The sequence below is a fragment of the Streptomyces sp. NPDC090106 genome (assembly GCF_044747265.1).
GTDB lineage: Bacteria > Actinomycetota > Actinomycetes > Streptomycetales > Streptomycetaceae > Streptomyces.
In genome coordinates, this window is sequence record NZ_JBIVDS010000009.1 from 438,921 (window position 1) to 465,293 (window position 26,373).

The 26,373-nt window shown below is 71.5% G+C and carries 26 protein-coding genes and 1 pseudogene; 10 read left to right on the plus strand and 17 right to left on the minus strand.

Annotated elements, in window-relative coordinates; translation table 11 throughout:
- Positions 1-117 precede the first annotated feature (117 nt).
- The gene (locus tag ACIPSE_RS29315; protein WP_401668100.1) at positions 118-369 is read left to right on the plus strand and encodes a hypothetical protein; all 252 of its coding nucleotides are present in this window, start codon (positions 118-120) and stop codon (positions 367-369) included.
- Between the two features lies 1 nt (position 370).
- The gene (locus ACIPSE_RS29320; protein ID WP_401668102.1) at positions 371-583 is read left to right on the plus strand and encodes a hypothetical protein; all 213 of its coding nucleotides are present in this window, start codon (positions 371-373) and stop codon (positions 581-583) included.
- Positions 584-681: 98 nt separating this feature from the next.
- Here the strand turns inward: ACIPSE_RS29320 and ACIPSE_RS29325 are convergent, their stop codons facing one another.
- Positions 682-2,313 (minus strand): cellulase family glycosylhydrolase, encoded by a 1,632-nt coding sequence (locus tag ACIPSE_RS29325; RefSeq protein WP_401668299.1) that lies wholly within the window; start codon positions 2,311-2,313, stop codon positions 682-684.
- Between the two features lie 276 nt (positions 2,314-2,589).
- Between ACIPSE_RS29325 and ACIPSE_RS29330 the strand changes: the two genes are divergently transcribed.
- On the plus strand, positions 2,590-3,363 hold the full coding sequence (locus ACIPSE_RS29330) for an SDR family NAD(P)-dependent oxidoreductase (RefSeq protein ID WP_401668104.1): 774 nt from the start codon (positions 2,590-2,592) through the stop codon (positions 3,361-3,363).
- An 18-nt stretch (positions 3,364-3,381) separates the two neighbouring features.
- Here ACIPSE_RS29330 and ACIPSE_RS29335 read toward each other — a convergent pair whose 3' ends face one another.
- Positions 3,382-4,122: a GntR family transcriptional regulator gene (locus tag ACIPSE_RS29335; RefSeq protein WP_401668107.1), complete on the minus strand. Its 741-nt coding sequence runs from the start codon at positions 4,120-4,122 to the stop codon at positions 3,382-3,384.
- Between the two features lie 156 nt (positions 4,123-4,278).
- Between ACIPSE_RS29335 and ACIPSE_RS29340 the strand changes: the two genes are divergently transcribed.
- Positions 4,279-5,256 (plus strand): alpha/beta fold hydrolase, encoded by a 978-nt coding sequence (locus ACIPSE_RS29340; protein WP_401668110.1) that lies wholly within the window; start codon positions 4,279-4,281, stop codon positions 5,254-5,256.
- Here ACIPSE_RS29340 and ACIPSE_RS29345 read toward each other — a convergent pair.
- From ACIPSE_RS29345 to ACIPSE_RS29365, 5 genes are all read right to left on the minus strand, one after another.
- Positions 5,253-5,597 carry a hypothetical protein gene (locus ACIPSE_RS29345; RefSeq protein ID WP_401668112.1) on the minus strand — a complete coding sequence of 115 codons (345 nt, stop codon included), beginning with the start codon at positions 5,595-5,597 and terminating at the stop codon, positions 5,253-5,255. The two genes, ACIPSE_RS29340 and ACIPSE_RS29345, sit on opposite strands and share 4 nt — an antisense overlap.
- 74 nt (positions 5,598-5,671) lie before the next feature.
- Entirely contained in the window at positions 5,672-7,162 is a 1,491-nt protein-coding gene (locus ACIPSE_RS29350) for a carboxylesterase/lipase family protein (RefSeq protein ID WP_401668114.1), read from the minus strand.
- Positions 7,159-8,385, minus strand: coding sequence for an amidohydrolase family protein (locus ACIPSE_RS29355; RefSeq protein ID WP_401668116.1), 1,227 nt, complete (start codon positions 8,383-8,385; stop codon positions 7,159-7,161). The genes ACIPSE_RS29350 and ACIPSE_RS29355 overlap by 4 nt, the downstream gene beginning before the upstream one ends.
- Positions 8,382-9,218 (minus strand): fumarylacetoacetate hydrolase family protein, encoded by an 837-nt coding sequence (locus tag ACIPSE_RS29360; protein WP_401668118.1) that lies wholly within the window; start codon positions 9,216-9,218, stop codon positions 8,382-8,384. The genes ACIPSE_RS29355 and ACIPSE_RS29360 overlap by 4 nt, the downstream gene beginning before the upstream one ends.
- A 7-nt stretch (positions 9,219-9,225) precedes the next feature.
- Entirely contained in the window at positions 9,226-10,098 is an 873-nt protein-coding gene (locus ACIPSE_RS29365) for a fumarylacetoacetate hydrolase family protein (protein WP_401668121.1), read from the minus strand.
- 107 nt (positions 10,099-10,205) lie between these two features.
- Between ACIPSE_RS29365 and ACIPSE_RS29370 the strand changes: the two genes are divergently transcribed.
- Both ACIPSE_RS29370 and ACIPSE_RS29375 read left to right on the plus strand, forming a co-directional pair.
- The gene (locus ACIPSE_RS29370) at positions 10,206-10,931 is read left to right on the plus strand and encodes an SDR family NAD(P)-dependent oxidoreductase (protein WP_401668124.1); all 726 of its coding nucleotides are present in this window, start codon (positions 10,206-10,208) and stop codon (positions 10,929-10,931) included.
- Between the two features lie 40 nt (positions 10,932-10,971).
- A complete protein-coding gene (locus tag ACIPSE_RS29375; RefSeq protein WP_401668126.1) occupies positions 10,972-11,772 on the plus strand; it encodes an SDR family NAD(P)-dependent oxidoreductase in 801 nt (266 codons plus the stop codon).
- An 86-nt stretch (positions 11,773-11,858) separates the two neighbouring features.
- Here the strand turns inward: ACIPSE_RS29375 and ACIPSE_RS29380 are convergent, their stop codons facing one another.
- The 8 genes from ACIPSE_RS29380 to ACIPSE_RS29415 all read right to left on the minus strand — a co-directional run bounded on the left by ACIPSE_RS29380 (position 11,859) and on the right by ACIPSE_RS29415 (position 20,204).
- On the minus strand, positions 11,859-13,850 hold the full coding sequence (locus ACIPSE_RS29380; RefSeq protein ID WP_401668129.1) for a hypothetical protein: 1,992 nt from the start codon (positions 13,848-13,850) through the stop codon (positions 11,859-11,861).
- Positions 13,851-14,010: 160 nt separating this feature from the next.
- A complete protein-coding gene (locus ACIPSE_RS29385; RefSeq protein ID WP_401668133.1) occupies positions 14,011-14,424 on the minus strand; it encodes a VOC family protein in 414 nt (137 codons plus the stop codon).
- Entirely contained in the window at positions 14,414-15,214 is an 801-nt protein-coding gene (locus ACIPSE_RS29390) for an ABC transporter ATP-binding protein (RefSeq protein WP_401668135.1), read from the minus strand. The genes ACIPSE_RS29385 and ACIPSE_RS29390 overlap by 11 nt, the downstream gene beginning before the upstream one ends.
- The gene (locus ACIPSE_RS29395) at positions 15,211-16,029 is read right to left on the minus strand and encodes an ABC transporter permease (RefSeq protein ID WP_401668137.1); all 819 of its coding nucleotides are present in this window, start codon (positions 16,027-16,029) and stop codon (positions 15,211-15,213) included. The genes ACIPSE_RS29390 and ACIPSE_RS29395 overlap by 4 nt, the downstream gene beginning before the upstream one ends.
- Before the next feature lie 7 nt (positions 16,030-16,036).
- A complete protein-coding gene (locus ACIPSE_RS29400; RefSeq protein WP_401668139.1) occupies positions 16,037-16,804 on the minus strand; it encodes an ABC transporter permease in 768 nt (255 codons plus the stop codon).
- Positions 16,805-16,806: 2 nt separating this feature from the next.
- Positions 16,807-17,814 (minus strand): ABC transporter substrate-binding protein, encoded by a 1,008-nt coding sequence (locus ACIPSE_RS29405; RefSeq protein WP_401668141.1) that lies wholly within the window; start codon positions 17,812-17,814, stop codon positions 16,807-16,809.
- Between the two features lie 28 nt (positions 17,815-17,842).
- Positions 17,843-19,210, minus strand: a complete 1,368-nt coding sequence (locus tag ACIPSE_RS29410) for an FAD-binding oxidoreductase (protein ID WP_401668143.1) — start codon at positions 19,208-19,210, stop codon at positions 17,843-17,845.
- A gap of 121 nt (positions 19,211-19,331) precedes the next feature.
- Positions 19,332-20,204, minus strand: coding sequence for an amidohydrolase family protein (locus ACIPSE_RS29415; protein WP_401668145.1), 873 nt, complete (start codon positions 20,202-20,204; stop codon positions 19,332-19,334).
- A gap of 313 nt (positions 20,205-20,517) precedes the next feature.
- Between ACIPSE_RS29415 and ACIPSE_RS29420 the strand changes: the two genes are divergently transcribed.
- A complete protein-coding gene (locus tag ACIPSE_RS29420; protein ID WP_401668148.1) occupies positions 20,518-21,069 on the plus strand; it encodes a carboxymuconolactone decarboxylase family protein in 552 nt (183 codons plus the stop codon).
- Positions 21,070-21,079: 10 nt separating this feature from the next.
- Here the strand turns inward: ACIPSE_RS29420 and ACIPSE_RS29425 are convergent, their stop codons facing one another.
- The gene (locus tag ACIPSE_RS29425) at positions 21,080-22,879 is read right to left on the minus strand and encodes a hypothetical protein (RefSeq protein WP_401668150.1); all 1,800 of its coding nucleotides are present in this window, start codon (positions 22,877-22,879) and stop codon (positions 21,080-21,082) included.
- Positions 22,880-23,029: 150 nt separating this feature from the next.
- Here ACIPSE_RS29425 and ACIPSE_RS29430 point away from each other — a divergent pair, with 150 nt between their 5' ends.
- Together ACIPSE_RS29430 and ACIPSE_RS29435 are read left to right on the plus strand one after the other, a co-directional pair.
- Positions 23,030-23,956 (plus strand): GNAT family N-acetyltransferase, encoded by a 927-nt coding sequence (locus ACIPSE_RS29430; protein ID WP_401668152.1) that lies wholly within the window; start codon positions 23,030-23,032, stop codon positions 23,954-23,956.
- A gap of 19 nt (positions 23,957-23,975) precedes the next feature.
- Positions 23,976-24,734, plus strand: a complete 759-nt coding sequence (locus ACIPSE_RS29435; RefSeq protein ID WP_401668154.1) for a class I SAM-dependent methyltransferase — start codon at positions 23,976-23,978, stop codon at positions 24,732-24,734.
- A gap of 111 nt (positions 24,735-24,845) precedes the next feature.
- Here the strand turns inward: ACIPSE_RS29435 and ACIPSE_RS29440 are convergent.
- Positions 24,846-25,547: pseudogene (locus ACIPSE_RS29440) on the minus strand (class I SAM-dependent methyltransferase); the annotation flags it as partial.
- Between ACIPSE_RS29440 and ACIPSE_RS29445 the strand changes: the two are divergent.
- Positions 25,492-26,370 carry an FAD binding domain-containing protein gene (locus ACIPSE_RS29445; RefSeq protein WP_401668156.1) on the plus strand — a complete coding sequence of 293 codons (879 nt, stop codon included), beginning with the start codon at positions 25,492-25,494 and terminating at the stop codon, positions 26,368-26,370. The pseudogene ACIPSE_RS29440 and the gene ACIPSE_RS29445 overlap by 56 nt on opposite strands.
- Positions 26,371-26,373: the final 3 nt, after the last annotated feature.

A 26,373-nucleotide genomic window follows, 5' to 3' on the forward strand; every position in this document is an offset into this window, starting at 1 on the left:
GCGGCGAGTCGCGGGTTCCTCTTGCACGGCAGCGGTACGACGGTGAGGCTTTTCGTGCCGTTCCTCCCATTCGGGGGATGACATCGACAATGGACCGCTTTTGTCCAAGGAGGAAACATGGCGTGGACCTTCGGCGGGGGCACCATCGCCCCAGGAGCCACCCAGGAGTGGTGGTTCGCCTGGGGTGGCAATGGTGACGTCGGGCCGCAGCTCATCCAGGCACAGCCGCTCAACCCGAACGGGCTGCTCTTCACCACGCAGATCGGAGAGGTGCGCGACGGCAACAACAACCTCTCCTACCGGGCGACCGTGCGCAACGCGGGTCCCCTGACCGTCAACTTCAACTGGCGCGGCGGCGGGAGCGTGTGAGATGACCCGGCTCAAGGTACTGATCGACACCGCGGGCGCCGTCCTCGGCACGGTGCGCGAGGACGGCGCTTCCGGAGAGGGCGACGGTCCCGTGAAGGGGGCGTTCGTCGCGGGTCCGGGCCAGCGGATCGTCACGGTGGACGTCGACGACGACATCGTCGAGGGACCGCCCGCCACGCTCTACTCGCACATCAGGAACACCCACATCGGCTGACGGCCGTGAGCCCGGTCGGGTCCGCGCCCTGACAGGTGTGTCTCCGTCCGGCCGGTCGCCAGGGGCGCCACGCCTCCGGCGGCCGGCCGGGCTCGTGCTCAACCGTTCGCGCAGGTGCTGCCGTTGAGCGTGAAGGTGCTCGGTACGGCGTTGGCGGTGCCCTTGGTGCCGATGAAGCCGACGGTCACCGAACCGGCGGCCGGCACGGTGGCGGTGTAGGACGCGGGGATCACGGTGACGGCCGCGCCGCTCTGACTGGCGGTGCCTCCCCACATGTTGGAGACGGTCTGGCCGTTCGCGAACGAGAAGCCCAGTGTCCAGCCGCTGATGGCCGTCGTGCCCCGGTTGCCGATCACGATCTCGCCCTGGAAGCCGCCCGGCCACTCGCCGACGACGCGGTAGGCGACCGAGCAGTTCAGGGCCGGAGCGGCGCTGGTGGTGACGCTCACGGTGGCCGAGCGGGCGGAGCGGTTCCCGGCCGCGTCCCGGGCGTAGACGGCGAAGGTGTACGCCGTGGAGGCCGAAAGCCCGGTCACCGTGACCGAGTTGGTGGTGGAGGCCGCGACGTTGGTCTCGGTGCCGCCGCTGACGCGGACGATGTCGTAGCCGGTGACACCGACGTTGTCCGTCGAGGCCGTCCAGGCGAGCGCCGCCGTCGTGGCCGTCACCGCGGAGGCGCTCGGGGTGCCGGGCGTGGTGGGTGCCTGGGTGTCGCCGGATCCGCCGCCGCCGAAGACGGTCGCCTCCTTCGACGTCTGGGCGATGCCGTTCACGCCGTTGAAGATCCGCTGACCCCAGGTGCTGAGCTGCGCGGGGTCGAAGCCGATGGCCAGATCGAGGATCGGGTCGGTGTTCCCGCTCCAGGACCAGGCGAGATAGCCGAGGTCGAGCTGCTCGGCAGTGGCCATCATCGTGTCCTCGTCGGGGTCGCCCCACTGGTCGGCGGGTCCGCCGAACTCACCGATGAGGAGCGGGAGTTCCGCGTTGACGAAGGCGTTCAGGTAGTCGGTGATCTCCGCGGCGGTGTCGAAGACGCTGTACATGTGGATGGAGAAGATCAGGTTGCCGGTGGTGTCGGCGTCGTAGACGGTCTGGGCGTTGGCGCGCATGACGCCCTGCCAGTCCTGGCCCCAGTTGGGCGCGTCCACCATGATCGTGTGCTCGAAGCCGGCGTTGCGCAGCTTCTGGATCGCGGCGATGGTGGGCGCCGTCCATCCCTCGGGACTGGTGTTGCCCCAGGGCTCGTTGCCGATGTTGATGATGATGTAGTTCTCTTCGCCCGCCAGGACGCTCTTCAGGCCGATCCAGTAGTCGGCCGCCTGGTCGAGGGTGCCGGCCGCGGAGTCCTCGCCGTAGCCGGTGGTGTCGTGGACCTCCAGGACGCAGATGAGCCGGTTCGCCTTGCACTGCGCGACAACGTTGGCAACGTCCGCCGCGGAGTTGGCCGTCCAGCGGTGGCCGTCGGCCAGGACGACCCGGACGGTGTTGGCGCCGAGCGCCTTGACGTCGGCGAGCGACTGCGTCTCGTTCGGGTACCAGGTGTGGGCGTGGTTCACGCCGCGCATCACGAAATCGTTGCCGTTGCCTTCGAGAAGGCGGCCTTCGCTGATGTGCAGGCCGATGGCCTCGGCGGCGGGCGGGTCGTCGGCCCGCGCCTGGGCCGACGTCGCCGCCGGGAACAGCGCGGCGGCGACGACCAGCGAGAGGACCGCCGCCGCGCGGGCCAACAGGGTCCTTCCTGCGGTGCTCTTCTTCGTTCTCCTTGCGATTGTCCTCACTGCGACTCCAGGGAATGGGCGCCAGGAACTCAGGCATCGGAAGGTGCGGGTATGGGAGCGCTCCCATCAAGCCACCGCGACAAGTACACGTCAAGAAGAACGCCCGACTGTCGACACTATCGAGAATGACGAACGTCAACACCCTTGACCTCGCCATAGTGTCGACACTAGGAAGGGAGGGCGAGCCGTACCGCGGTCTCGTGAGACCGTCTCCCGAAAGGGGTCCTCGTGACCGGCAGGCTCTTTGGCAAGGTCGCTCTCGTCACCGGCGCGGGCGCCGGCATCGGACAGGGGTGCGCGCTGCTCTTCGCCGAGCAGGGCGCGACCGTCGTCGGATGTGACATCGACCCGGCGTCCGCCGAACGGACGCGCGAACTCGCCGCCGATCGCGGGCTGGACGTCGACGTGCTCGCCCCGCTCGACATGACCGTGCCCGAGGACGCGCGGCGGTTCGCCGACGAGGCGGCCGAGCGGTACGGCCGGATCGACGCGCTCGTGACGGCGGGCGCCATCGCCCCGCACATGGCCACCGCGGCCGACATGGACTTCGCCGGGCAGTGGACGCCGACGATGCGCGGCGAGGTCGACGTCGTGTTCCTCCCCGTGCAGGCGGCCTGGCCGCACCTGGTGGCGTCGGGAGGCGGCTCGATCGTCAACTTCGCGTCGGTCAACGCGTTCCGGGGCAGCGGCACCTTCGGGATGGTCGCGCACTGCGCGGGCAAGGCGGCCGTGCTCGGCATGACCCGGCAACTCGCCGTGGAGGGCGGGCCGTCGGGCATCCGCGCCAACACCATCGCGCCGGGGATGGTCCGGACACCGGCGACCGAGTCGGCCGGGGCGCACGAGGGCTCGGCCCGCGAGACGCTGCTCGCGCGGATCCCGCTGGGCCGCACCGGCACGCCGGAGGACATCGCGTGGTGCGCGGTGTATCTCGTCTCGGACGAGGCGGCGTGGGTGACCGGCGGCAACTTCCCCGTCGACGGCGGAGTGCTCGCCAAGTGACGGGCTCGCCCACGCGCGTCAGGCGTCGGCGCGGCGCCTGCGCGCCGGCTTCCCGCCCCGGTCCGCGTCCTGCTCCAGCTGTTCCTCCACCGCGCGCAGCGCCCGGACGGTCGCCCCCGCGATCAGCGCCGACGCCAGCTCGCCGTCCCGCTCCTCGCAGGCCTGGAGCAGCCGCTCCTGATCGTCGACGCTGTAGGCGAGGCGGCCCGCGCGGGTGAGGCTCAGATGGCGCAGCATCAGGGTGCGCAGCGCCAGGGAGTCCAGGATCTGCTTCAGGGTCGCGTTGCCGACGATCTCGGTCATGCGTTCCTGGAGCTGGACGTGGGCCCAGAAGTAGCCGTCCACGTCACCGGAGTCGGCGACCTTGCGCATCCGCTCGACCCGGCCGCGCAGCTCGGCCAGTTCGGTGTCGGTGGCGCGCTCGACGAGCAGGCCCGCGAGCATCGCCAGGAGCTGGCGCCTGACCTGGTAGATGTCGCGGATGTCCTGGAGGGAGGGCGCGGCGACGCGGGGCCTGCGGCGGGCCTTCATCTCGACCAGCCCTTCCTGTTCGAGGAGCATCAGCGCCTCGCGGACGGGCGTACGGCTGGTGTCGAACCGCCGTGACAGGTCGACGCTGTTGAGGTCCTGGCCCGGTTCGAGGCGTCCCTCGATGATGCCGGCGCCGACCCATTCGGCGATCTGCGCGACGAGCGGCTCGCGCCGGTCCCGCAGCCGCAGGAGGCGCTCCAGCACGAGGTGCGTGTCCTGCTCGGTCATCGGCGACTCTCCCTGCCTGCCCACCTGCCACCGGCTCACAGCCGGTTCAACGGTGTCGACACTAGCGCATCCCGCTCCGGCCCCCACGGGGGATTCCCCGTACCTGTCGACAGACAGCGCTGTCTGTCGGCCGACCATCACCATCGGGAGGACACCATGCATCAGGACCGCAGCATCCACGGGAACCCGGACACGGGTCGTCGTGCGGAGGTCAGCAGACGGGCCGTGGTCGGTGGCGCGCTGGCGGCGCTCGCCGTGACCGGCACCGCCGCCCAGGGCACGGCGCGGGCGGCCTCGCACGGCCGCTCGCCGTGGGAGCCGGTGCCGGTGCCCGCGCAGGTCCCGGTCACCGAGTACCAGGTGCCCGTCGCCGGGGACGGCAGCCTGTGGTGCTGGGACACCGGCGGTTCCGGTGAGCCGGTGATCCTGCTGCACCCGGGCTCCGGAAGCGGCGAGAGCTGGCCGTACCAGCAGCCGGTGCTGGCCGGGGCGGGCTTCCGGGTGCTCGCCTACTCGCGGCGCGGCGCCTACGGGTCGGTGGCGGGGACGCGGGCGGCGGCCGACACCGCGTCCGGCGACCTCGACGCCCTCGCCGACTTCCTGGGCCTGGGCCGCTTCCACCTGGGCGGTTCGGCGGCGGGCGGCCCGGTCTCCCTCGACTACGCGCTCACCCACGGCGACCGGCTGCTGAGCCTCACCGTCTCGGGCAGTGTCATGGGCGTGATGGACGCGGAGTACCTGACGCTGACCGCGGCGCTCCAGCCGGACCCGTTCGGGGACATGCCGGTCGAGTTCAAGGAGCTGGGGCCGTCGTACCGGGGCGGGAACCTGGACGGCGTCGCCGCCTGGCTGGAGATCCACGAACGGGCCCGGACCGCCGACGCGTTCCCCCAGTCGCTCGCCCGCACCCTCACCTGGGCGGCGCTGGAGACCCTCTCCCTGCCCGTGCAGCTCATCACCGGTGATGCCGACCTCTACTCCCCGCCCTCCCTGATGCGGCTCAACGCCGGGCACATCGGGGACGTGGAGACGCACGTCGTCGCCGAGTCCGGGCACAACCCGCACTGGGAGCAGCCTAACGCGTGGAACCGGCTGCTGATCCGCTTCATGCGCCGGCACGGCCGTAAGTCCTAGCCGCCCGCCGGTAGTTCGGCATCGAGGGCGCCCAGGAACCGGGACGTCATCTTGTACGGCGCCACGGTCGCCCCCGGTTGGACGAGTCCCGCCTCGTCGGCGTCTCCGCGCGGGGCGCCGAGGGGGGTCTGCGGGACACGCCGCCCACGGGTCGTCGCGTGGGCGTGCGCGACGACCCGTGGGCGGCGTTCGTCGAGGCCCTCGTCGGTGAGACCTGGGCGGCGTTCATCGAGGTCCTCGTCGGTGAGACCGGCCTTGCGTGCCTCGCCCTCGTGCGCGGTGCACTCGTACGGAGCGCGGCCGAGGGGGTGCGGGTCGCCGCCCCGGCGGGGCACGGACACGGGCGGCGACGTCGCCGCTGCCCTGCGGGGCGGGGAGTCGGGCCACCCGGCTCCCTTCGGGTCGTGCGGCAGCGTCAGAGGGGTCTGGGGCAGCGGGACAGGAAGTGCATCGCCTCGATCCGGTCGACGGGGCCGGCCGTCACCGTGTCACCGAAGTGCATGGCCTCGGTGCCGGTGAAGGCGGGCCAAGGGGGCAGTCCGGGGCCGCCGGGGTCTCCCGTGGCGACGAAGCGGGCCCAGGCGTCGGCCATGGTGCGGGCCAGCGCGCGGTCGGTGTCGGTCCAGGGCCAGGGGCGGCAGTCCAAGGTGTCGAGGGTGTAGGGGAGTTCGGCGGTGTGGTGCACGCCGTAGGAGGGCAGGCCGTCGGCCGGTGGTCTGACGTCGAGGCCGTCGGGGTGGGGCGGGGTGCGGGCGAAGCGGTAGAGCCAGGTGGGTGCCTGGGTGCGGTGGGCCGTGGCCCAGTGCCACACCGGGTAGGTGAAGCGGCTCTCCCCGGTGAAGCGGCGTGCGGTGCGGCGGACGTCGTCCGCGTCGCGCACGGGGTACAGCTCGTCGGTGCCGGGCAGGACGGGCAGCCCGCGTACGGCGTCCGGGGTCGCGTACACGGACCCCTCGTCGCGGTTGCTGCCGACGAGGAGCGGTACGGCGTGCTGGCGGCCGGTGGCGAAGACGTCGTCGGTGGGTTCGGTGAGAAGGCGGCCGTCGACGACCGGGCCGAAGTGCCCCTTGAGGACGAGTTCGACGCCGTCGGTGCGGCGCAGCGCCGTGAGGTCGCGGTCGCCGAACTCCCCTGCCCAGCGCAGCCCTTGTTTCTGGGCGGAGGCCTGGTCCGGGAGGGGGCCTTCGGCGCGTCCGACGCCCGACGCGCCCTGGCCGAGGGCCCGGTGGAACAGGGGGCGGGCCGTGGGGGCGGCCATGAGGTGGCAGATGTGGGCGGCTCCGGCCGAGTTGCCCGCGAGGGTGACACGGGCGGGGTCGCCGCCGAAGGCCGCGATGTTCTCCTGGACCCAGGTCAGGGCGGCGACGATGTCCAGGAGCCCGTAGTTGCCGGACGCGCCGTCGCCGTCCTCGGCCGCGAGACCGGGGTGGGCCAGGAAACCGAGGGCGCCGAGGCGGTGGTTGAGGGTGACGGTCACGAGCCCGCGGGCGGCCATGTTGTGGCCGTCGTGGATCTCCTGGCCGCCGTGTCCGTACCGGTTGCCGCCGCCGTGGATCCACACCATCACCGGCAGCCCGGCGCCGCCCGGGTCCGGCGTCCATACATTGAGGTAGAGGCAGTCCTCGCTCATCACCAGCGCCCGCCGGTCGGCGAAGTTCGCGTGGTACATGATCGCGTCGCGCGGCGGCTGCGGTTGCAGGGGTGCCGGGCCGAAGCTGTCGGCGCGGCGCTCGCCGTCCCAGCCGGGGCCCGGTGCGGGCGGGCGCCAGCGGAGGTCGCCGACCGGGGGCGACGCGAAGGGGACGCCCTTGAAGGCGCTCACCCCACCCCGGCGCTCCCCCACGAGGCGTCCGCCCGTCGTACGGACCCGTACCCGTGTCCCGGTGGCCGCGGGGGCCCGGGTCACGCCGGTGCCTTGTGCAGGACGCCGTCCTTCATGACGACGGTGAGCCGTGCGGGGTCCTGGAGGAGGGCGATGTCCTCCAGCGGGTCGCCGTCGACGAGGACGAGGTCGGCGAGGAACCCTTCGCGGATCAGGCCGAGTTCGTCGCCCATGCCCATGATCTGGCCGCCGAGGCAGGTCGCGGCGCGCAGGGCCTCGGCCGGGGTGAAGCCGAACCAGTCGACGAACAGTTCCAGGTCGCGCAGGTTGCGGCCGACCGGGTTCCAGGCGAAGCCGTAGTCGCCGCCGGGGACGACCCGGATGCCGCGCCGCACCAGTTCGGGCACGACCCGGCGGACGGCGTCGTGGGTGGCCTCGACCTCCATGCCGGGTTCGGGTTCGCTGTCGGCCTCGTGGAGGTTGGCGTGGATGATGCCCGGGGTGGGGGCGACGAAGATCCGGTCGCGGGCCGCTTCGAGGAGGTCGAGGGCTTCCTCGTCGGCGAAGGTGCAGTGGTAGACGGCGCGGATGCCGTGGCGTACGGCCATCTTGACGGACTCGGCGGCGTGGGCGTGGGCGGTGAGCCAGACGCCGTGCTTCTGGGCGGTGTGCGCGGCGGCGGCGACCTCCTCGTCGGTGAACTGGACGATCCGTGAGGTGCCCTGGACGACCGCGCTCTCGCCGGAGAGGGACAACTTGACGATGTCGACGCCGAGTTCGGCCATGTCGCCGACGAAGCGGGACACCGATCCGGGGTCGGAGGCACGGCCGTCGACGCCGGGGAAGTCGTAGACGCCCGGTTCGACCATGCCCGCGCTGCCCTCCCAGGAGGCGGCCTTGAGGCGCGGGCCGGGCATCCAGCCCTCGGCGAACGCCTTGCGGGCGGCGGTCTCGGTGCGCGGGAGCCGGTTGCCGCCGGAGTAGGCGCTGGTGATGCCGTGGTCGAGGAGGACCCGTCCGGCGTGGGCGACGAGCAGGGCCTTCTCCTCGTCGGGTTCGTCGCGGCGCCGGGAGCGGTGTTCGACGGTGGAGCCGAAGCCCAGGTGGGCGTGGGCGTCGACGAGGCCGGGGAGCAGGGTGCCGCCGGCGCCGTCGACGAGGCGGGCGCCGTCCTGCCGGATGTGCCGGGCCACGCGGGTGATGCGGTTGCCCTCGACGAGGACGTCCGCGGGGAAGGGGTCGCGGCCGGTGCCGTCGAAGACCTGGACGCCGGTGAAGAGGATGCCGTGGTGCGGGTGCCGGTTCATCGGGTGGTCGCCCTCCGGAAGTGGTGCCGCATCTCCCCCACGCCGGTGATCCGGCTGACGAGTTCGTCGTCCGGGGTGAGGAACCGCCGGGGGGTGCGCCGGTTGCCGACGCCCGCGGGGGTGCCGGTGAAGATCAGGTCGCCGGGGAGCAGGGTGCAGAACGCGCTGAGGTACGAGACCAGCCGGGGGATCGGGAAGATCATGCCGGAGGTGCGGTCGTGCTGCACCACCTCGCCGTTGAGCTCGCAGATGAGTTCCAGGTCGTCACGGTCCTCGATCTCGTCGAGGCTGACCAGGGCCGGGCCGACGGGGCCGAAGCCGGGGTGCGACTTGGCGAGGGAGAACTGGGCCGGGCGGCCCGCGAGTTGGGCGACGCGTTCGGACAGGTCCTGGCCGACGGTGAGCGCGGCGACCGAGTCCCAGGCCTTCTCGACGGGGACGTGGCGGGTCTCCCTGCCGATGACGGCGACGAGTTCCAATTCCCAGTCGACGTTGCCGGGCGGCAGTTCGATCACGGTGCGGGGTCCGGTGAGGCAGGTCGGGAACTTGGTGAAGACGAGGGGTTGTTCGGGGTCCTCGTAGCCCGCCTCCGCCGTGTGGGGACGGTAGTTGAGGGCGACGGCGAAGACCTGGCGCGGGGCGGGGACGGGGCTCTGGAGGGCCGCGGGGTCGTAGGGGCGGGCCTGCGTGGCGGCGGCTGCGGTGGCGGTCGCCGACCACGTGCGCAGGTCGTCCCAGCGGGCGTAGAGGTCTGTCGACAGTTCCGCGGGGACGTCGACGGCGCCTTCGGCCGTCAGCAGGACGGTACGGCCTTCGAGTTGTGCGATGCGCATGGGCCGGTCACACCCACTGCTCTGCGGGCGGCTCGTCCTCGCCGTACGCGTCCCGCCAGGAGACGACGGGGTTGCGCAGGACGCCGAGTCCCTCGATCTGGGCTTCGACGACGTCCCCGGGCTTGAGGTAGTTCGCGAAGGGGTCCTCGGTGCTCGCGGCGACGCCGGCGATGGTGCCGGTGGTGATGATGTCGCCCGCGCTGTAGGTCTGCGGGGAGTGGTAGGCGACGAGTTGCGGGATCGACACCGACATGCGGGCGGTGCTGGACTTCTGCCGGACGTCGCCGTTGACCCTCAGTTCCATGTCCAGGTCGTGCGGGTCGTCGATCTCGTCGGCGGTGACGATGTACGGGCCGATCGGGCAGAACGTCTCGATGGCCTTGGAGAAGGAGAAGACGCCGGACTCCATCTCCCTGCGCTGGATGTCGCGGGCGGTGATGTCGTTGAAGACGAGGTATCCGGCGATGTGCTCGGCGGCCTGCTCGGCGGAGAAGAAGCGACCCGGCTTGCCGATGATCACGGCGAGTTCGAGTTCGTAGTCGAGTTCCCGGGTCAGGTGCGCCGGGTGGACGATCGGCTGGTCGGGGCCGATGATCGCGTCGACGTTCTGGAAGAAGACGATGCCCTTGTTGACCGGGTGGGACCAGTCGACGCGGACGAGGTCCTCGTGGTGCTCACGGAAGTTGCCCGCGGTGTGGAAGAACTTCTTCGGCACGATCGGCGCGCGCAGCCGGACGTCGGCGAGCGCGAACGCCCGTCCGGTCTCGCCCACTTGGCCCTCCCGCTCGAAGTACGCGCGGGTCGAGGGCACGTCCAGCTCCACGACCGTGTCGCCGTCGAGACGGCCGACGAGTCCGTCGTCGAATGTCACCAGCTTCATCAAGACCTCCCTAACTGTCGACACTCAGCCTGCCCAGGGCGGCTTTGATCGTCAATAGCTGTGCGAAGTGTGGACACAATTCATGGCCGTGGCTTAAGTTCCGGAGCATGCGCACTACATGGGACTTCACGGGCACGCGCGCTCTGGTCGCCGGCGCGGGCGGGATCGGGGCGGCCGTCGCCCGGGAACTCACGGACGCGGGTGCCTCGGTCGCCGTACTCGACGCCGACAAGGACAGACTCCCCACCGAGAACGGCATCGCCGCCGACCTCACCTCCCCCGACGCCTGCCGCGCCGCCGTCGCCGAGGCCGTCCGGCTCCTCGGCGGACTGGACGTGTTCGTGCACGCCGTCGGCGCCAACGACCGCAGACCGGTCCTGGAGACGCCGGACGAGGTATGGGACCGGCTGCTCGCCGTCAACCTCACCAGCGCCTTCCATCTGGGCCGCGCGGCCGGTGCCGTGATGGTGCCCGGCGGCTACGGGCGTGTCGTCTACCTCTCCTCCGTCTCCGGGCTCCTGGCCCACAAGGACCACGCCCCGTACGCCGCGACCAAAGGCGGCGTCAACCAGCTCATGCGGGTGATGGCCCGCGAGTGGGCCCCGCACGGCGTCACCGTCAACGCGGTCGCACCGGGCTACACGGAGACCGGACTCACCCGCGAGTACCTCGAACGGCCCGGTATGCGCGCCTCCCTGGAGTCGCTCGTCCCCGCCGGACGCCTGGGCCGCCCCGAGGACCTCACCGGACCGGTCCTCTTCCTCGCCTCCGCCGAGTCCGCGTTCGTCACCGGCCAGGTGCTGTACGTCGACGGCGGCCGGACCCTCGTATGAACACCCTTCCCCCTCGCACGACTTCACGATCGGAGCCCGTATGACCGCCGCCCCCGTCCCTTCCCCCGTCCCCGGCCGCTTCGCCGGGAAGACGGTCCTCGTCACCGGTGCCGGTACCGGATTCGGCGCCGAGATCGCCGTACGGGCCGCGCGGGAGGGGGCCGATGTCGCCGTCCACTACCGCGGTTCGCGCGAGGGCGCCGAGGCGACCGCCGAGCGGATCGCGGCGCTCGGCCGCAAGGCCTTCGTCGTGCAGGCCGACATCGCCGAGCACGAGCAGATCAAGCGCCTCGCCGACGAGGTGTGGACCCACTTCGGCCGCCTCGACGTCGCCGTCAACAACGTCGGTGACGTGGCCCGTGAGCAGATGTCGTGGCGGGACATCACCGAGGAGTCCATCGACCACGTCCTCGCCGTCGACGTGAAGGGAACCCTCCTGTGCACCCATGAGTTCGGGGCGCGGATGCTGGAGCAGGAGGGCGGCGGCGCGATCGTCAACATCGGCTCCACGGTCGTCGTCCGGGGCAGCGCGCGGGCACCCCAGTACGCCGCCGCCAAGTACGGGATCATCGGGCTCACCAAGTCCTACGCCCACGCCTTCGCACCCGCGGTACGCGTCAATGTGTTCGCGCCCGGGTTCATCGAGACGGCGGCGACGCTGGGGCGGGCGGACTGGCAGGGCGGACGCGGGGACAGGCTGCGCGAGGCCACGCCCATGGGCCGGATACCGGGTCCCGAGGAGCTGGCGGGGGCCGCGCTGTTCCTGGCCACCGAGGACGCCCAGCACATCACCGGCGGCTTCCTCGTCGCCGACGGCGGCTACAACATGATCGGCGCGTAGCCCTGACCGGCGCGTAGGCGCCCGCACGAACGCCGGCCCCCGGGGAGTGGTTCGCATCCCGGGGGCCGGCTCCTGTGCGGGGCGGGTTACGCGACCGTGAGGGTGAGCGCTCCGGTGTAGCTCTTGCCGGCGGTGACGGCCGTGGCCGTCCCGTCGACCGTCAGGGTCACGGTCTTCCCCGACGGGGCCGTCACCTGGGCGTCGGACGCCAGGGTGAGCGCGCTCAGGTACGACGTGCCGGTGACCGTCCAGGTGGAGCCGCTGCCCAGCGTCACGAGGACGCCGTTGTTGACGACGGGGCTCGGGGTGTTGGTGACCTCGCTGATCTCCCGGTACTCGGCGGAGGTGATGGTGGTGACGTTGTGCTTGGCGGTGCTCGCCGAGATGACACCCGTGACGGTGGACCCGGTGAAGGAGACGCTGAGGTTCTGCCCCTGGAGGCTCGCGTTGCCGCCGCCCCAGACCGAGTTGTAGAAGTCACCGGTCAGGTCGATGTCGGTGAAGGAGGCCTTGGAGTCGGTGGACTGGGAGCTGGTGGTGACCCAGGACGACGACTTGACCGGGGAACCGGTGGGTTCGGTGTAGGTGCCGATCGTCTCCGTCTTCCAGGGCTTGCCCGACACGGTGACGCTGCTGGGACGGTCGGTGTCCATCAGCTGGAAGACGATGCCGTTGCCCGCGTTGACGGCGGCGCCCTCGGAGCCGTCGACGGTGACCGTGCCGGCCACGGCCTTGGAGACGAACGCCGTCTCCCCGGTGTTGACCTGGGTGCCGCCGTCGATGGTGACGGAGCCCGCCGCGTACCACAGCACCATGAAGCGTCCGGCGTTCACGGTGGTCGACTTCACCTTCAGCTTGTTCAACTCGGCTGTGGTGAGACCGAGTTCGAGCGAGGTGTTGAGGTCGGCGACCGCGGCCCTGGTGCTGTCGCCGTAGTGCGCCGAGGCACCCCAGTGGATCAGGGCGTAGTCGCCGACGTCGAAGGTGCAGCCGAGGAAGTGCTCGGTGACGTTGCCGATGGCGTACGAACCGTAGCCCTGGCCGCCGGTGTTGGCGATGGTGGAGTTGATGGCGGTGAGCGTGCAGTTGCTGCCGCCGTCGACGGACAGGGCACCCCATTTCTCCGAGGAGATCGTGGAGTTGATGTACGAGGCCCTGGTGCTCGCGCCGAGCAGGTTGGTGGTGCGGACGTTCCCGGACAGGCCCAGCATCCACGGCACGGTGATCATGTAGCGGGTGTCGCCGGTGCCGGCGGTCGGGTACTCGTCGGGGACGGTGCCGTCGTCGCAGTGAAGGGTGGAGTTCTTGACGACGACGTTGGCGGTGGCGTCGGCGATGACGGCGGTGCGGACCACGCCTTCGTTGCGGATGGTGGCGCCGTCCACGACGAGCGTGGTGCCTTCGCCGGTGCCGACGACGGAGGCGCCGTAGCCGATGAAGTCGCAGCGTCCGTTGCCGTCGAAGGCGATCTTCGGCTTGGTCAGGGTGTAGGTGCCGCCGCCGGTGACGTAGACGCCGTTGAAGGCCTCGCCGTTGGACAGGAGCTGGATGTTGGAGGCGCCGGTGTCGGTGACCGTGCCGCCCCGCACGTTCGACGGCACCGACTTGGCCTCGTCCACGCCCTCGGCGTCCACGTAGAGGGACTGGCGGAAGGGGAAGGTGAGGTCGCTGAAGGCGAGTTCGTTCGCCCCGGCGACGGTCAGGACGACCGTTCCCTGATAGGTGCCGGCGGCGATCGCGGTGGCCTCTCCGCCGTAGCCGTCGGTGAGGGCGGCGAGTTCGGCACCGGTCTCCACGCCGTTGACGGTGAGGGAGAGGCTGTAGCCGTCGGGGACGGTGATGACCCCGCCCTCCTCGATGGTGAGACGGCTCGCGGTGGTCGTCTCGGTCAGCTCCAGGGTCTCGTCGGCGCCGACGGTGATGGTCGTCGCCTTGGTGCCGGCCTTGTCCTTGCAGGCGGCGTTCGCGGTCGCGGGGACCAGGAGGGTCGGGGCGAAGGCGGCGGCGACCGCGACGAGCAGGGCGCGGGGGCGGGCCCGGTAGGTGAACTCGGGCTCTGTCCTGCTGGGGTGTTCCACAGTGAACTCCTTTGTTCTCAGAGGGTTTTCACGGGTTCCGTGGGGGGGGTGCGGAAGGCTTTTCGGGCAGGGCTGACCCACGCGTGGCGGTCAGATGTGAGGGCCTCGGCCGGAAAGGCTCAGCCCTGAAGGGAGCGAGAGGGGCGGGCCGCCGGTCTCGTCAGACGGTCCGGTCGATCAGTTCGATCAGGTTGCCGTACGGGTCGGCCACGAAGGCCATCCGGCCGCCCGGCCGGGGTGCGGGGCACGGACGCATCCGTGCGCCCGCGCCCGCGGCGAGGAGGCGCGCGTAGGCCGCGTCGACCTCGTCGGCCGTGTCCACGGCGAGGCACAGATGGCCGTAGCCGAGGGTGCCGGCGGCGTGCACCGGGTCGGTGGGGGTGAGGCCCGGTGCGGCGCCCGGCCGGTGCAGCAACTCAATGCGGTAGCCGCTGTCGTGACGGAGCATCACTCCGCGCAGGTCGGTGCCGGGGATCGCGAACGCCCGCTCCTCGGTGAGGTGCAGTGCCGCGCGGTACCAGGCGGTGGCGGCCTCCAGGTCGGGGACGGAGACTCCTATGTGGTCACACCTCACTGGGCGCCGCTTCCGGTCCGGTGGGCAGCTTCTCGCCGCGGATACGCGCCAGGACGCGGGTTCGGAGTTCGGCGAAGCGGGGGTCGGCGCGGGTGGTGAGCTGGTCGCGGTGGTCGCCGAGGGGGATGGTGAGGTTGTCCAGGACGGCCGTCGGCCTGCCGCCGAGGACGACGACACGGTCGCCGAGATAGACGGCCTCGTCGATGTCGTGGGTGACCACGACCACCGTGATGCCCAGCCGCCGGCGCAGTCCGAGGGTGAGGTCCTCCAGGTCGAAGCGGGACTGCGCGTCGACCGACCCGAACGGCTCGTCCATGAGCAGCACGGGAGCGTCGTAGGCCAGTCCTCGGGCGATGGCGACGCGCTGCTGCATGCCGCCGGAGAGCTGCCAGGGGTACTTCTCGCCGACGTCCGGCAGCCCGACGGCCTCCAGGCACTCCAGGGCGCGCCGCTTGCGGACGGCCTTCTTCACGCCGCGCCCCTGGAGCGGGAAGGCCACGTTGTCCCAGACCCGCAGCCAGGGGAGCAGGGAGCCCCGGTAGTCCTGCGAGACGACGGCGATGTCGGCGTGGGGTTCGGCGAGCTCCTGGTCGCCGTAGCGGACCCGGCCGCCGGTGGGCGGGGTGAGTCCGGCCAGGCAGCGCAGCAGGGTGGTCTTGCCCGCCCCGGACGGTCCGACCAGGCACACCGCCTCGCCGGGTTCGACGCGCAGGGAGAGGCCGTCGAGGACCCGGTGCTCCCCGAAGCTCATGGAGAGGTCCTCGACGTGGAGGATCGATCCGCGTGTCATACGACGACTCCGTTGCTCTTCTCGACAGGTGCCGCGCGGACCGGCCGCGGGGACCGTGTGCGCGGGGCGCGTTGGTGGTACCAGCCCAGCAGACGGTGCTCCAGCAGCAGGAGGAGCACGCTGAGGCCGTAGCCGACGACGCCGATCAGGACGGTTCCGGCCCAGGTCTCGGCGACGTGGAAGCTGGAGCCGCTCTGGAGGATGAAGTTGCCGAGCCCGATGGGTGAGCCGTAGATCTCGCTGACGACCATCAGGACGACGGCGACGGACAGGGCGACCCGGATGCCCGCGAGGATCTGCGGCAGGGCGCCCGGCAGGACGACCCGGCGCAGCCGCAGCGGCCAGGGGATGCGGTAGCCGCGGGCGGTCTCGTGGACGGCGGGCCCGATGGACCGCACCCCGCTGACGGTGTTGAGGAGGATGGGCCAGACCGAGCCGAGGAAGATCAGGAAGATCTTGGGTCCGGAGCCGATGCCCAGGGTGAGGATGATGACGGGGACGAAGCCGACGGTGGGGGTGGCGCGGGCGAAGTCGAGCAGAGGTCCGGTGGCCAGGCGCAGGGTGCGGAGCTCACCGATGACGAGTCCGGCGCCGACCCCGACGACGGTGGCGACGGCCAGGCCCAGGACGATGTTGCGGAGGCTGAAGAGGAGGTCCTCGACGAGGCCGCCGTGCAGGAGTTCGTCCCACAGGGTGGTCAGGACCTCGGTCAGGGGCGGGAAGTAGAAGCTGGTGCTGCCCGCCGTCGCGACCAGGAGGATCACGAACACCGTGGCGGGGAGCCAGAGTTGGCGCAGGATCGGTTTCCAGGGCATCGGCCGGTCACTCCTCTCCCGCGTGGGCCGGGGGCCGCCAGCGCAGCAGCCGGCGTTCGGCGGACTGGGCGGCGAGTGTGATCGCGTAGCCGATGGCGCCGGCGGCGAGGATGTAGGCGTAGGCCCGCGCGGAGGCGCCGCCCTGCTGCGACTCCATGATCATGTGCCCCATCCCGGGGAGGGTGGTGAGCACCTCGACGCCGATCGACACCAGGACCGAGGTGGTGGCGGCCAGCCGCAGTCCCGTCATGATCGACGGGGCGGCGGCGGGCAGGACCACGCGGCGCATCCGCAGCAGGCGCGGGATGCGGTAGCCGCGCACGGTCTCGTGCACGGCCTGGCTGACGCCGCGCGCCCCGTACTGGGCCTGGAGCAGCACCGGGAAGACACAGGCGATGAAGACGACCGTCGCCTTCATCCCCGGGGTCGAGCCGAGGACCAGCAGGAACACCGGGAGCAGGGCGATCACGGGGAAGGAGCGGAGGATCTCCATCAGGAGCCGGGAGGATTCCTCGGCCGCCGCGTACACACCGGTGAGCAGCCCCAGCGGGACGCCCACCGCGACGGCGAGGAGCAGCCCGGTGACGGCGCCGCGCAGGGTCTCCCCCACGGCCTGCCAGAAGGTGCCGCTGCCGAGCAGATCACCGAGGGCGGCGGCCACCGGTCCCGGTCCCGGCAGTGCCGTCGCGCTGACCACCCCCACGGCGGCGGTCAGCGCCCACAGCAGCAACACGGCGGCGAGCGCGCCGAGTTGCAGCAGCCGTACCCGCAGCATCCCTACTCCCCGGCCGTCGTCGGAGCCTGGTCCCAGTAGATCGCGTCGTCCTTCGGCTCGTTGTCGAGGAGGTCGAACTCGTGCATCTTCGTGATGACGGTGCGCATGACGGTCGTGTCGAGGTTCTTGTCGTAGTGGTTGATGTCGTGGGCGTCGATGAAGTCGTCCGGGACCTCGGTGTACTTCTTGTCGATGGCCTTCACGGCGTCGGGGTGGGCGTTGGCGTAGGCGATGGCCTTGGCGACGGCGTCGATGAACTTCTTGGCGGTGTCGGCGTTCTTGGACAGGTACTCCTGGCTGGAGAACAGCACGCCCTGGACGATGCCGGGGACGTCGTTCATGCCGTTGCCGACCGAGCGCAGGCCGCTGTCCTTGGCCGCGAAGTAGAACGGGCCGAAGGAGTAGACCGCGTCGGTCTTGCCGGAGGTGGCGGCGTCGGTGAGCGAAGTCGTCGGCAGGGCGACGAACTTGACCTTCGTGGGGTCGCCGCCGGCCTTCTGGACCAGGTACTCGCAGATGAACTGGATGGTGCCGCCGAGCGCGGAGATGCCGACGGTCTTGCCCTCCAGGTCCTTGAAGGACTCGATCGCGCTGTCCTTCTTCACCAGGAGGCCGTCGGTGGGGTCGGTCTGTGTCGTCGCCGACTGGAGGCCGGTGACGATGCGTATGGGCATGTCCTGGGCGGCGCCCTTGAGGAAGCCGGAGCTGTCGGTCATCGCGAACTGGGCCTCGCCGTTGAGGACGGAGGGGGCGTTCTGCGAGGTGTCCTGGGCGCCGGCCTTGATGGTGACGTCGAGTCCGGCGGCCTTGAAGTAGCCCTGGTCCTGGGCGATGTAGAGCGGTTCGAAGATGGCGCCGTTGGAGCGCAGGACGGTGACCTTCGCCTTGCCGTCCGCGGTGGTGGCCGCGTCGGAGTCGCCGCCGCAGGCGGTCGCGGTGAGGGAGGCGGTGACGGCGAGCGCGGTGAGCGTGATCAGGGTGCGGCGCCGCGGGTTTCTGGAGGTGTGCATGGAACGGCTCTCCTTCAATGGGTCCACGTCAGTGGGTCCGCGCGTGTCCCGCGACGGCGTAGGCGGTGGTGGATTCCTGCGGGGTCATGTAGCTGCGGAACAGGCCGTCGGGGTCGTACGCGGCCCGGATCTCCTCCAGGCGTACGGCGTTGGCGGGGCTGAGTCCGTGGTCGAAGCGGTCGGCGAGGTTGTTGTCGGAGAACTGGAGCCCCTTGGACAGGTGCTGGAGTCCGGCGAGGGTGCCGTGGGCCCACTCCTCGTGGGCGAGGTCCTCGGCCGGGTCGGTCCAGCCGGCGTTGGGCGAGAGGTAGAGCTTGGCCTGGCTGGACCAGCAGGAGTCGGCGCGCTCGGGGAGGCCGCCCCACAGCATCCACAGGACGTGGCTCGTGGTGTCGGGGACCGAGTCGAGCAGGGGCCGGGCGGCGTCGAGGATCTTCTCGACCGGGCCGTCGGTCCAGATGCCGTCCAGCGCCCAGCGCATGTCGGGCGGGGTCATGCGGTCGGCGTAGTCGTACAGCTCGGCCATGGTCGTCTCCTGGGCGACGACCTCGCGCAGGGCCCGGTGCCGGAAGGGGGCGTGCTCCAGGGGCGCCAGGATGTCGGGGTCGTCCTCGCAGAAGGCGGTGGCGGTGACGGAGACGGTCCGCCGGTCCAGGCCGGGGGTGAAGCCGACCTTGGCGGAGAACTCGACGGCGGGCGAGAGGAGTTCGAGGGTGTCGTAGGCCCAGGCGAGGACCTCGTCGCGCAGGTCGAGGGGGTAGCTGTGCACGGTGCGCAGGATGCGGCGGGGCAGGTCGTGCAGGTCGAGGTGGAAGCGGGTGACGACGCCGAAGAAGCCGGGGCCGCTGCCGCGGGCCGCCCACAGGAGGTCGGGGTGGGTGTCGTCGGTGGCGTGGACGAGGGTGCCGTCGGCGAGGACGACGTCGATGGCGCGGATGCTGTGGCAGGCGGGGCCGAGGCGGCGCGAGTCCCAGCCGTAGCCGCCCCCGAGGATGAATCCGCCGATCCCGACGGTCGGGGCGTGGCCGGTGGGGAAGAACAGGCCGTGCGGGGCGAGCTGTTCGAGGAGCGCGGGCCCCTTGACGGCGGGCTGCACGGCCGCCGTGCGGGCCTCGGCGTCGACGCTGATGTCCTGGAGCCGGGAGAGGTCCAGCAGCATGCCGCCGTCGCGCACCCCGTTGCCGACCCAGCTGTGCCCGCCGGAGCGGATGCCGATCGCCAGGCCCTCGTCGCGGGCGAGGCGTACGGCGGCGACTACGTCCTGCTCGTCGTGGGCAAGGACGATGACATCGGGGTGCCGGTCGGGTTTGCGGGCGTTCCAGACGGCGTCGAGGCGGGCCTGTTCGTAGTGCGGCTCGCCCCGGCGCAGGAGCCTGTCCGCAGGCAGCTCAGGCATGGCCGTTCTCCTTACGTGGGTTACGAGTCGGGACCTTACTGTCGACACTTTGGCGCTTCAAGGGATGTGACAGCGAAATACCTGGCATCTCTGGCGACACTCGCGGATTCATGGCGCACTCTCAGGCCGGGGCCGGGAAGTCGAAGAGTTCGGCGGGGTTGGTGACGAGCAGCCGGCGCAGCTGCGCGGGGTCGGGCGCGATGCGGTCGACGAGGTCGACCAGCAGTCCGTCGTCGGGGGCGTCGCCGGCGATGTTGACGTGCGGATAGTCGGTTCCCCACACGACGCGTTCGGGCGCGTGCGCGACCAGGGAGGCGGCGAGCGCCACCGCGTCGCGGTAGGGCGGCCCCTGGCGCGAGATCCTGTCGACACCACTGACCTTCACCCACACCCGTCCGGTGTCCAGCAGCGCGCGCAGGCTGCGCAGGGCCTGCCGGTCCGCTGGGTCGATCCGGCCCATGTGGTCGACGACCGTGCGACCGGGAAGCGCTCGCACGACATGCTCCAGGGCCGTGATCCCCCTGCCGTGGACGTGGAGTTGAACGGCCCAGTCCAGGCCGTCGACCCGTTCCAGCACCGCGTCGATCTCGGCGCGCGTGGGCGGAGTCCGCAGATGCGGGAGGAAGTTGAGCCGCAGGGCGCGGACACCGGCCAGGTGCAGTTCCTCGACCTCGGCGCGTGTCGTGCGCTCGTCGATCAGCGCCACACCGCGCAGCCGTCCGCCGCCCGCCCGGAGCGCGTCCAGCAGCACGGCATGGTCGTGTCCGTGACAGGACGACTGGACGACGACCGCGCGGTCCAGGCCCAGATGGTGATGCAGGGCCCGCAGTTGCTCCTTGGGCGCGTCGAGCGGGGTGAAGGTGCGCTCCGGCGCGTAGGGGAAGACGTCCGCGGGGCCGAGGATGTGGCAGTGGGCGTCACAGCTGTCGCGCGGGAGAGCGAGCGAGGGCGTGCGCGGGTCGGGGTGCGGGGGCGGGCAGCCGGGCGAGGGCATGAGAGGGCCGCCAGGGGCCGTCAACCGGGCGGACTCGTTCACAGCGGGCCGCTCCGGCTCTTCAGGCGGCCCGGTTGGCGGGCGGGCGGATCGTCGGTCACGGCGTCTCCCTTGCTCGGAGTGGCGGAACTGTCGACAGTCCTAGTCATGTGTCGACAGAAAGTAAATATCTGGGCCGAAATTCGCCATCGAAGCCGACCTCTTGCCATTACTGTCGACACAGGGCTTGGATGGGTCGCATGGACAAGCCCTCTGCGTCGACCGGCGCCATGCCGGCGGCGCCGGCGGAGGAAGAGCAGGAGGAGGAACTGCGGTGAACCGGCTGTCCCGGCTGAGGCCGGACGAACTCGACGACGAGCAGGCGACGTTGTACGCGGAGATCACCGCGGGCCCTCGCGCCGGCGGCCCCTTCGCGCTCACCGATGCCGAAGGACGCCTGGAGGGGCCGTTCAACGCGATGCTGTTCAGCCCTGATCTGGGGCGCTCGCTCCAGGATCTCGGGGCCGCCGTGCGCTACCGCACGGAACTGACGCCCCGGGTGCGGGAGATCGCCGTACTCGTGGTCGCACAGGTCCGGGACAGCGCCTTCGAGCGGCAGGCCCACGAACGGGCCGGGGCGGCGGCCGGACTGACGGAGGACGAACTGGCCGCGCTGCGGGAGGGCCGCGACCCCCGGCTCGGTGACGCCGTCGAACACGCCGCCTGGTGGTTCACCCGGGCCCTGGCCCGGTACAACGGCACGGTCGACGACGTCGCGTACGAGGCGGCCCGTTCCGCGCTCGGGGAGCGTGCGCTCTTCGAACTGTCCACACTCGTCGGCTACTACGCGACCCTCGCCCTGCAACTGCGGCTGTTCAAGGTGTAGCCGGCTTCGGTCAGGGTCCGCAGCAGTCGTCTCCCGGAGCGTTCGCGGGGGTGCGGCGGCAGAAGCAGGACGCCTCGATCGGGATGTCCGCCACCGCCGTCGCGAGCTTCAGCTGCTGGGCCACGATCCGCGCCTCGCCCTCCTTCCCGAGCCGTACCAGGCACTCGTGGAAGCCGTGCAGGGCCCACACGTTCCCGGGGTGCTGCACCGCGCGCGGCAGCGTGTCGTCCAGGCCGAGGTCGGCGCGGTACACCGCTTCCGCCTCGGCGATCCGCCCCTGTTCCAGCAGGAGGGCGCCGTACGCGTGCCGGGTGGGCTGCATCCAGCCCCAGGGCTCGTCGTAGGGAAGGTGGTCGGAAAGGTCGACGGAGCGTTCCAGTGCGGCGAAGGCGGCGTCGAAGTCGCCTTTGCGGTAGTCGAGTTCGCCGTCGAGCATGGCCGAGGCGATGGCGAGGAGGTCGGCGCAGGTGTTGTTGAACAGCATCCGCGAGTCGGGGACCCGGGCCACCGCCTCCCGGAACAGGGCCCGTTCGGCCTCGGCCTCGGGGACCCGCCCGGTGGCGGAGAGGGCCACTCCGCGGGCGTAGCGCAGCATCGCGGTCGTCACGGCGTACAGGCCGGCGTCGGCGGGCAGCGGCAGGTCCAGGATGTCGGTCCAGCGGCCGAAGCGGATCAGCACATGGACCCGCATCGCGAGGAAGCCCTCCAGCCAGTCGGCCATCGGCGGGCTCTCGACGCGCAGGAGGTCCTCCGGGATGGAGGCCTCCAGCGCGGCGGCGGTCTCCAGGGCGGTGCCGGCCTGGCCGAGGAACATCGCGCCGTAGATCTTGAAGTGGTAGTTGTGCGAGCGGTACAGGGTGTAGAAGTTCATCGCCCCGGCCCGCGCCCGGTACTTTTCGTCGGCGGTGATCGCGGAACTGTTGTCGGAGACGACACGGCGGTAGTCGCCGCACAGGACGTCCAGGTGGGTGGGCATGTGCTGGAGGTGTCCGGCGTCGGGGACCAGGCCGCGCAGCCGGTCGGCGACGGACAGCGCGGCCTCGGGGGTCGGGGACATCTCCATGAGGTGGATGTACAGGTGCAGGAGCCCCGGGTGCCGGTGGCCCGCGTCGGTGGCGAGGGCCCGGTCGAGGACGGCCTTGGCCTCCAGCGTGCGCGACCCCTCCTCCGGCAGGCCCGTTCCGAGGTTCCAGAGCTGCCAGGGGGTGAGGTTCATCAGGGCGTCGGCGTACAGGGCGGCGATGTCCGGGTCGTGCGGGGCGAGTTCGTGGACGGCGCGCATGCTGTCGGCGTACGGCGCGTTCCACACCGAGCAGTCCTCGACGGCCTCCGCCCGGGGGTAGCGGGAGCGCAGCGCGCCGATCAGCGCCCGTTCGACGGGTGTCGCGGCCGACTCGGCCTTCGCGTGGGCCAGTTCGACGGCGGCGTGGGTGCGTTCGACGGTCCGCAGGAGGTCGTCGCCGTCGAAGAACTCCCACGGCTTGTTGTAGTTGGGGCCGAGCGCGTAGGCGATGCCCCAGTGGGCCATCGCGCAGTCGGGGTCGGCCTCGGCGGCGGCCCGGAAGCAGGCGACGGCCTCCTCGTGGTGGAAGGCGTAGCACCACACCAGGCCCCGGTCGAACCATCGCTGCGCCTCGGGGGAGGTGGTGGTGACGGTGCGGGTGTGGGTGCCGAGGTCGTAGTAGCCCTCATGGTCCTGGTGGCCCTCGTAGTCCTCGTGGCCCTGGTGGCTCTCGTGGCCCTGGTGGCTCTCGTGGTCTTGGTGGCTCTCGTGGTCCCGGCGATCCGTGGGGTGGTCCCTGTGCTCCATCTGCTTCCCCCGAGTTCCGTGTGCGTCCCCGTGTACGGCGGGCCTGGATCGGTGACGTTACCTGCCGCTTTGCCCCCGACACACCGATAGGCCCGATAGGCCGCCGAAATTGTGTTGCGGCCTCCCCCGCCGGTCGGGACCCTGGCCCTCATGGCCTATCTCCTGCGCCCGGCCCGGCTCGCCGACGCCCCCGCGATCACCGAACTGCTCAATCTCGTCGACGAGATCGAGATCGGCCGGCGCGAGACCGATCTGCGGACGGTGGAGGCGGATCTGCGGCATCCCGAGACCGACCTCGCACGGGACTCGTGGCTGGCCTTCGACGGGGATCTGCTGGTCGCGTACGGGCTGCTGTGGGACGAGTCCGGGGGCGAGCGCATCGACGTCGACCACTACGTGCTGCCCGCTCACCAGGCCGCGGGCGTCGTCCTCCTCGACGCGATGGACGCCCGTGCCCTGGAGCGGGCCCGGGCGAACGGCGTGACGCGGGCCGTGGTGCATCTGCACCTCAACACGGCGCCGACCCTCGACACCGCGCTGATCGAGGCCCGGGGCTGGTGCGTGGTCCGCCGCTACCACGTGCTGCGGCGCGACCTCGACCCGGAGCGGGACCTCGCCCCCGAGCCGCCGGCGGGCGTCCGGGTGCGGCCCTGTGCGAGCGACGCGGACCGGGCGACCGTGCACCGGCTCTACCAGGCGACCTTCGCCGACCACTTCGACTTCCAGCCGCGCGCCCTGGAGCAGTGGCTGCACGACATCGACGCGGGGGCGCTCGACTGGTCCCTGGTCTGGATCGTCACCGCCGGGGAGCTGGGCGACGTCGGTTTCCTGCTGTCCCGGGACGACCGGGAGGCGATGGGCTGGATCCGCAGCGTCGGCGTGCTGGACGCGGCGCGCGGCCGAGGGCTGGGCGGGCTGCTGCTGCGCCACGCCTTCGCCGCGTTCGCGGCACGGGGCCGGGACACCGTGGGCCTCGGCGTGGACACCGCCAACGCCACCGGGGCCCCCGAGCTGTACGGCCGCAACGGCATGGCGCTGCACTACGCGGTCGACACGTGGGAGACGGTGCTGAAGTGAACCGGGGGAAGGCGGCGGGGTGACGGACTCGACCCGGGGTTTCTACGACGACCTGGCGCCCGGCTATCACCTGATCTTCCCGGACTGGGACGCGAGCATCGCCCGTCAGGCGGAGTTCTTCGACCGGCTCGTCCGCGACCGGCTGGGCCCGGGGCCGCGGCGCGTCCTGGACTGCTCCTGCGGGATCGGCACCCAGGCGATCGGGCTGGCCCGGCGCGGTCACCGGGTCGTCGGCAGCGATCTGAGCCCGGTGGCCGCCGCGCGCGCGTCGGCCGAGGCGGCGGCCCGGGGCCTCGCGCTGCCCACGGTCGCCGCGGACATGCGCCGGCTGCCGTTCGCCGCGTCCACCTTCGACGCCGTCGTCTGCGCCGACAACTCGCTGCCCCATCTGCTCGACGCGGCGGACGTCGTCACGGCGCTGCGGGACATGCGCCGGGTGCTGCGCGACGACGGTCTGCTCCTCCTGACACTGCGGGACTACGACGAACTGCGCGGCGCCCGGCCCGCCTCGACGCCTCCGCAGGTGTCGCAGACGCCGGACGGCCGGGTGATCACCTTCCAGCTGTGGCACTGGCGCGGGGAGCACTACGACCTGGAGCACTTCCAGCTCGTCCCGTCGGACGGCGGCTGGGCGGTCCGGCAGCGCCGCACGACCTACTGGGCCCTGTCCCGCGGGCAGTTGACGGTGTGCCTGGCCGACGCCGGGTTCGGGGACGTCGACTGGCTCGGGCCGGAGTCGACGGGGTTCTATCAGCCGGTGGTCCTGGCGAGGAGGTAGGCGCGGTGGGTCTCCACCTCGTGGGCGTGGCGCGCGCTCCATCCGCATCTCCACCGTGAAGCCGGCCGCCTCCAGGAGAGCGGTGACGTGCGCGGGGTCGAGGAAGCGGAAGTCGACGTCGACCTCGTGGCCCCACCACTCGTCGAGGTGGCGGATCTCCTCGCCGATGTGGAAGGAGACCAGCGCCAGTCCTCCGGGACGCAGGACGCGGTTCATCTCCCGGAAGGCACGGGGCAGTTCGTCGGGAGCGAGGTGGATGATCGAGTAGAGGGCGGTCACGGCCCCGAACTCGCCGTCCTCGGCGGGCAGTTCCAGCAGGTCGCCCTCGCGGAACTCCACCTGCGGGTAGCGCTTGCGGCCGGTCGCCACCATGCCCGGTGACAGGTCGACGCCGACCGTGCGGACCCCTCGCTCCGCCAGCCACGCGGCCACGTGCCCGGGTCCGCAGCCGAGGTCGCAGACAGGTGATCCCGCCCGCTCGGCCAGGCTGCCGAGCAGCGCCCGGTCGAGGGGCTTCGCGTCGAATTCGGCGTGCAGCCGGTCCGCGTACTCCTCGGCCACCGTGTCGTAGCTGCGGCGGACGCTGTCGTGCCCTGCGTGATCACCCATGCGGCAAGGATGGCAGCCGCTCCCCCGAATCCCCCGTTCCGACTTAAGTGAACGGTTAACCGGCCGTTGACACCCGTCGGCCGTCAGGGGCGCAATGACCCCCGAGGCGCTCGCCTCAACAGCTGTGCGAGACAAGGGGAATGCGGCCATGCAGGTTCCCGCACCGTTCGAGTACCAGCGGGTGCACAGCGTCGAGGAGGCCATCGCCGTCCTCGACCGACTGGGCGACACGGCACGGTTGGTGGCGGGCGGGCACAGCCTGATCCCGATGATGAAGCTCCGGCTGGCCAACTTCGAGTACCTGATCGACATCAACGAGCTGCACGGCGAACTGGGCTACATCCGGGTCGAGTCCGACGTGATCCGGATCGGCGCCATGACCCGCCACCGGGAGCTGCTGGAGTCCGACGCGCTCGCCGCGGCCTTCCCGATCTTCCGGGACGCCGAGCGGGTCATCGCCGATCCCGTCGTCCGCAACCGGGGCACGCTCGGCGGGTCGCTGTGCCAGGCGGACCCGTCGGAGGACCTGTCGGCGGTGTGCACGACGCTCGACGCGGTCTGTGTGATCCAGAGCCTCGACGGTGAACGGGCCGTCCCGATGAACGAGTTCCATCGCGGGCCCTACGAGACGGCCGTCGGCGACGCCGAGATGCTCACCGAGGTCCGTCTGCCGCTCCGGCCCGGCGGGTCGAGCGCCTACGAGAAGGTCGAACTGCGGGCCGGGGACTGGGCGGTGGTGTCGGCGGGCGCCGCCGTGTGGCTCGACGACGGGGCGGTCCGGGACGCGCGGGTCGGGCTCGCCGCCGTGGGCCCCAACACCGCCGGGATTCCCGGCATCGCCGAGGCGCTGCGCGGGCGGCGGCCCGACGAGGAGCTGTACGGGCGGGCCGGGGACATCGCGGCCGAGGCCTGCTCACCGGTCACCGACCGGCGGGGCAGCGCCGAGTACAAGCGGCATCTGGCGCGTGAACTGACCGTGCGCGTACTGCGCCGGGCCGTGGCCCGGGCCACCGGACAGGAGGGGTGAGGT

Coding starts and splice junctions, on each gene's coding strand:
- ACIPSE_RS29315 (WP_401668100.1), top strand. CDS start 118: ATGGCGTGGACCTTCGGCGGGGGCACCATCGCCCCAGGAGCCACCCAG.
- ACIPSE_RS29320 (WP_401668102.1), top strand. CDS start 371: ATGACCCGGCTCAAGGTACTGATCGACACCGCGGGCGCCGTCCTCGGC.
- ACIPSE_RS29335 (WP_401668107.1), bottom strand. CDS start 4,122: ATGACCGAGCAGGACACGCACCTCGTGCTGGAGCGCCTCCTGCGGCTG.
- ACIPSE_RS29340 (WP_401668110.1), top strand. CDS start 4,279: ATGCATCAGGACCGCAGCATCCACGGGAACCCGGACACGGGTCGTCGT.
- ACIPSE_RS29355 (WP_401668116.1), bottom strand. CDS start 8,385: ATGAACCGGCACCCGCACCACGGCATCCTCTTCACCGGCGTCCAGGTC.
- ACIPSE_RS29360 (WP_401668118.1), bottom strand. CDS start 9,218: ATGCGCATCGCACAACTCGAAGGCCGTACCGTCCTGCTGACGGCCGAA.
- ACIPSE_RS29365 (WP_401668121.1), bottom strand. CDS start 10,098: ATGAAGCTGGTGACATTCGACGACGGACTCGTCGGCCGTCTCGACGGC.
- ACIPSE_RS29370 (WP_401668124.1), top strand. CDS start 10,206: ATGCGCACTACATGGGACTTCACGGGCACGCGCGCTCTGGTCGCCGGC.
- ACIPSE_RS29375 (WP_401668126.1), top strand. CDS start 10,972: ATGACCGCCGCCCCCGTCCCTTCCCCCGTCCCCGGCCGCTTCGCCGGG.
- ACIPSE_RS29390 (WP_401668135.1), bottom strand. CDS start 15,214: ATGACACGCGGATCGATCCTCCACGTCGAGGACCTCTCCATGAGCTTC.
- ACIPSE_RS29395 (WP_401668137.1), bottom strand. CDS start 16,029: ATGCCCTGGAAACCGATCCTGCGCCAACTCTGGCTCCCCGCCACGGTG.
- ACIPSE_RS29400 (WP_401668139.1), bottom strand. CDS start 16,804: ATGCTGCGGGTACGGCTGCTGCAACTCGGCGCGCTCGCCGCCGTGTTG.
- ACIPSE_RS29405 (WP_401668141.1), bottom strand. CDS start 17,814: ATGCACACCTCCAGAAACCCGCGGCGCCGCACCCTGATCACGCTCACC.
- ACIPSE_RS29410 (WP_401668143.1), bottom strand. CDS start 19,210: ATGCCTGAGCTGCCTGCGGACAGGCTCCTGCGCCGGGGCGAGCCGCAC.
- ACIPSE_RS29415 (WP_401668145.1), bottom strand. CDS start 20,204: ATGCCCTCGCCCGGCTGCCCGCCCCCGCACCCCGACCCGCGCACGCCC.
- ACIPSE_RS29425 (WP_401668150.1), bottom strand. CDS start 22,879: ATGGAGCACAGGGACCACCCCACGGATCGCCGGGACCACGAGAGCCAC.
- ACIPSE_RS29430 (WP_401668152.1), top strand. CDS start 23,030: ATGGCCTATCTCCTGCGCCCGGCCCGGCTCGCCGACGCCCCCGCGATC.
- ACIPSE_RS29445 (WP_401668156.1), top strand. CDS start 25,492: ATGCAGGTTCCCGCACCGTTCGAGTACCAGCGGGTGCACAGCGTCGAG.